Origin of the sequence: Rubrivivax gelatinosus, assembly GCF_016583785.1 — a bacterium.
Classification (GTDB): domain Bacteria; phylum Pseudomonadota; class Gammaproteobacteria; order Burkholderiales; family Burkholderiaceae_C; genus Rubrivivax; species Rubrivivax gelatinosus_B.
This window is the reverse complement of sequence record NZ_NRRU01000187.1, coordinates 1-3,927: the sequence shown is the minus strand read 5'-3', so window position 1 is coordinate 3,927 and position 3,927 is coordinate 1. Positions and strand designations below refer to the sequence as shown.

3 protein-coding genes and 1 pseudogene are annotated in these 3,927 nt (G+C 75.8%); all 4 read left to right on the top strand.

Annotated elements, in window-relative coordinates; all coding sequences use genetic code 11:
- The first annotated feature begins 136 nt into the window (after positions 1-136).
- Positions 137-1,069 (top strand): TraB/GumN family protein, encoded by a 933-nt coding sequence (locus CKO43_RS25085; RefSeq protein WP_200380372.1) that lies wholly within the window; start codon positions 137-139, stop codon positions 1,067-1,069.
- A gap of 64 nt (positions 1,070-1,133) precedes the next feature.
- The gene (locus tag CKO43_RS25080) at positions 1,134-1,694 is read left to right on the top strand and encodes a PhaM family polyhydroxyalkanoate granule multifunctional regulatory protein (RefSeq protein ID WP_200380371.1); all 561 of its coding nucleotides are present in this window, start codon (positions 1,134-1,136) and stop codon (positions 1,692-1,694) included.
- 11 nt (positions 1,695-1,705) lie between these two features.
- Positions 1,706-2,893, top strand: coding sequence for an FIST signal transduction protein (locus CKO43_RS25075; RefSeq protein ID WP_200380370.1), 1,188 nt, complete (start codon positions 1,706-1,708; stop codon positions 2,891-2,893).
- A gap of 119 nt (positions 2,894-3,012) precedes the next feature.
- Positions 3,013-3,927 (top strand): annotated as a pseudogene (locus CKO43_RS25070) (septum site-determining protein); the annotation flags it as partial.

The following is a 3,927-nucleotide window of genomic DNA, read 5'->3' as shown; positions in this document are numbered from 1 at the left end:
CGCTCGAAGCCGCCGCCGGCGGCGAGGCCGCGACGCCGTGGCTGGCCTTCGGCAACACCGTGCGCATCGAAGCCTTCGCCGCCGACGGCGCCAGCGTCTTCGGCGCGATCGAACAACGTGTCTCGGAGCGCGACGAATGAATGCCCTCACTCGCTGGCGCCGCCGCGCCGCCGCCGCTGTCGCCGCGCTCTGGTTCGGCCTGCCGGCGCTGGCGCAGGACTGCCCGCCGCCGGTCGACGCCGCGCCTGCCGCCGTCGCCGACCGTGGCCCGCTGTGGGCTATCGAACGCGACGGCCGCCGCTCCTGGCTCTACGGCACGCTGCACCTGGGCCGCCCCGGCTGGGCGACGCCGGGGCCGCGGACCGCGGCGGCGCTGGCCGCCAGCGATGTCGTCGCGCTCGAACTCGACCCCGAAGACCCGGCGGTGCAGCGTGTGCTGCTCGCCGAAGCGCTGCGCCCGGTGGCGCCGCTGGCGCCGGAACTGGCCACGCGCCTGGCGCGGGCCGTGCGCGGTGCCTGCCTGGACCCGGCAGCGCTGGCCGCGCTGCACCCGGCGATGCAGGCCATCGTCGTCACGCTGGCCGAGGCGCGCCGCGCCGGGCTCGACACCGCCTGGGGCCAGGAAGCGGCGCTGGCGCGTGCCGCGCGTGGCAGCGGCCGGCCGCTGGTGGCGCTGGAGACCGCCGAGCTGCAGGTCGCGGTGCTGCTGCCGCGTGAACCCGAGGCCATCGCCGCCGCGGTCGACCGCACGCTGGCGCCGCTGGAGTCGGGCCAGGCCACGGCGGCGCTGCAGCGCCTGGCCGGCGCCTGGGAACGCGCCGACCTGGCGACGATCGCCGACTACGAGAGCTGGTGCGGCTGCGTCGCCGACGCCGGCGACCACGAGGCGCTGCGTGAACTCAACGACGAGCGCAACCCGGCGCTGGCCGACGGCATCGCCGCGCTGCACGCGCAGGGCCACAGCGTCTTCGCCGCCGTCGGCGCGCTGCACATGACCGGCCCGCAGGCGCTGCCGCGGCTGCTCGAGGCGCGTGGTTTCGTCGTCCGGCCGGTCAGCCCCGCCCCCTGAACGGCCGGGCGCACGCGCGCGAGCGCCGTCGCACAATCGGCCGGCCAGCCACGAGGAGACACGCATGACCGGGCCGACCGACTTCGCCAAGATGCTGCCGGGTTACGACTTCCTGCAGGGCCTGCTGCAGAACGCAGGCGCGGGCATGCCCAGCATCGGCCAGTGGATCGCGCCGACGCTGAACCCCGAGGAGCTCGAGAAACGCATCTCCGAGCTGCGCACCGTGCAGTTCTGGCTCGAGCAGAACGCACGCCTGCTGGGCACGACGATCCAGGCGCTGGAGGTGCAGCGCATGACGCTGTCGACGCTGCGCACGATGAACGTGCCGATGCCCGACCTGCGCGAGGCGCTGTGGCTCAAGCCGCACGCGAGCGCGCCCGCGCCGGCGCCGGCCGCCGCCGCGCCAGCCGAGGCCGAGCCCGAGACGCCGCCGCGGCCCGCGATCGACCCGATGCAGTGGTGGGGTGCGCTGACCCAGCAGTTCAGCGAGATCGCCAGCGCCGCGATGCAGGACGTCAAGAGCGCGGCCGTGGCGCCGGCGCCCGCCCCGGCGCCGGTGCCCAAGAAGGCCGCGGCGAAGAAGAGCCCCGCCGCCAGACGCCCGGCCGCACGCAAGCGCGCCTGAACCGCCACCCGATGCCCAACTTCGTCACCGGCCACGCGACCCATCCCGACTGGCGCATGGCCGTCGCCCTGGCGGCAGCGCAGATAGCCGCCCAGCGCGCGCCGCTGGACGCCGGCCCGGCCGGCCCGCCGACGCTGGGTTTCGCCTATCTGACCGACGCCTACGCCAGCCAGGCGGCCGAGCTGCTCGAGGACCTGCGCCAGCGCTGGCCCGGCGTCGCCTGGGTCGGCTGCGCCGGGGTCGGCGTCGCCGCCAGCGGCGTCGAGTACTTCGACGAGCCGGCGCTGGCGCTGATGCTCTGCGACCTGCCGGCCGGCTGCTTCGAGGTCTTCTCCGGCGTGCGCCCGCTGCACCGCATCGCCGCCTTCAGCGCGCTGGTGCACGCCGACCCGGGCACGCCCGACCTGGCCGAGCTGATCGCCGAGATGGGCGACCGCACCGAGTCGGGTTATCTGTTCGGCGGCCTGGCGGCCTCGCGCGCCGCCAGCGTGCACCTGGCCGACGGCGTCTGGCAGGGCGGGCTCTCGGGTGTCGCCTTCACCGAGGACGTGGCGCTGCTGTCGCGTGTCACCCAGGGCTGCCAGCCGGTGGGGCCGCTGCGCACGATCACACGCGCCGAACGCAACCTCGTCGCCGAGCTCGACGGCCTGCCGGCCATGCCCTGCCTGCTGCGCGACCTGGGCCTGGACGCCGACCTCGACCCACGCGACGCGCTGCCGCGGCTGCGTGCGGCGCTGGCCGGGCTCAGCGACGCCGGCCAGCCGGGCGTGGGCCGCGGCGGCCAGTTCGGGCCCGACGTGCGTGTGCGCCACCTCGTCGGGCTGGACCCGCGGCGCCAGGCGGTGGCGCTGGCCGAGATCGTCGAGCCCGGCATGCGGCTGGCGTTCTGCACGCGCGACGTCGAGGCCGCACGCCGCGACCTGGTGCGCATCTGCAGCGAGATCCGCGAGGAGCTGAACCCGGAGGCCGCCGACGGCCTGGGCGGTGCCGCGCCCGCGCGCCGCATCGAAGGCGCGATCTACGTCAGCTGCGCCGGCCGCGGCGGGCCGCATTTCGGCGGCCCCTCGGCCGAGCTGCAGCTGCTGCGCCATGCGCTCGGCGACGTGCCGCTGGTCGGTTTTTTCGCCGGCGGCGAGATCGCCCACCACCACGTCTACGGCTACACCGGCGTGCTGACGGTCTTCACCGGCGGGGCCTGAAAGCGGAGGTAAGGCCGGCGCGGCGGATGTTGCGCCTGGCCCCGCGTGACGGCGGGCCACACAAGGGCTTACAGCCCTGCGGCCCGGCGGCCGCTACCGTGATGGTCAAAGACACCACGATGAAAGAACCTCCGACAACGCCGGAACGTCTCGCGCAGGCCGCGACCGTGCTGCCCGCGGGCGTCAGCGCCTGGCCCGCCGGCCACCGCATCGGCGGCTTCGAGTTCCGCGGCGTCGTCGCGCTGCGCGCCACCTCCATCGTCTACCGCGGCTGGGATCACGGCCTGGAGGTGCCGGTCGCGCTGAAGGAGTACCTGCCGGCGGCGCTCGCGCGCCGCGGTGCCTACGGCGACGTAGTCCCGGCCGACCCGACGCTGGCCGAGGCCTTCGAACGCGGCCTGCGTGCCTTCATCGACGAAGGCCGGCGGCTGGCGCGCTGCGACCACCCGTCGATCGCGCGCGTGCTGCAGCTGCTGCCGGCGCACGGCGGCGCCTGCCTGGTGATGCCCTGGTACGCCGGGCGGCCGCTGGCCGAGCTGCGGCGCGAGATGAGCGGCCCGCCCGACGAACCGGCGCTGCGTGCGCTGCTGGACGCGCTGCTCGCGGCGCTGCACGAATGGCACCGCTTCAACGGCGTGCACGGCGGCGTGCACCCGGCCGGCGTGCTGCTGCTCGACGACGACCGCCCACTGCTGCTGGGCCCGGGATACGCCGAACGTGCGATCTCGCGCGGGCCGGCGCTGTCGGCGCTGGAGCCGGGTTTCGCCGCACCCGAACTCGAGGACGACCCGGCCCTCATCGGCGCCTGGAGCGACGTCTACGCGCTGGCGCAGCTGGCGCGTTTCGCCGTCACCGGCCTGCTGCCGCCGCCAGCGGGCACGCCGGCGGAGCCGCTGCAGGCGATGGTCGAGCGCCTGTTCTTCGACAACCCGGCGGCGCGTTACGGCCCGGAGCTGCTGGCGACGCTGGACGCGGCGGTCTCGCCCGAGATCGGCGCGCGGCCGCAAAGCATCGTCGAGTTCGCCTCCTGGCTG